This window comes from Streptococcus sp. HMSC072D05 (genome assembly GCF_001815805.1).
Lineage (GTDB): Bacteria > Bacillota > Bacilli > Lactobacillales > Streptococcaceae > Streptococcus.
Genome location: NZ_KV822023.1, coordinates 1 through 286, shown reverse-complemented (window position 1 = coordinate 286; position 286 = coordinate 1). Strand labels below are relative to the sequence as shown.

Genomic DNA, 286 nt, shown 5'->3' with positions numbered 1-286 from the left:
ACTTTTTTACCTTTGTCAAGGACTTTTTTCAGTGAAGTTAATTTTTTCTTTTCTTCACTAATTTAACCACTGCTTCTGTCCGTGCAGTGTGGGGAAACATATCGACCGACTGGATATACTGGAGGTCATAGACTTTTACTAGTTTAACCAAATCTCGCGCTAAGGTCGAAACATTGCAGGATACATAGACCATTTTGTCTGGAACGTAGGTCAGAATGGTTTCCAACAGCTTATCATCTAAGCCTGTACGAGGAGGGTCAACTATCAAGGCATCCGCTCGGTAGCC

At 42.0% G+C, this 286-nt stretch carries 1 pseudogene; it reads right to left on the bottom strand.

Annotation, left to right across the window (positions count from 1 at the left end):
* Nucleotides 1-37: 37 nt before the first annotated feature.
* A pseudogene (locus tag HMPREF3057_RS05240) lies at nt 38-286 on the bottom strand (23S rRNA (uracil-5-)-methyltransferase RumA); the annotation flags it as partial.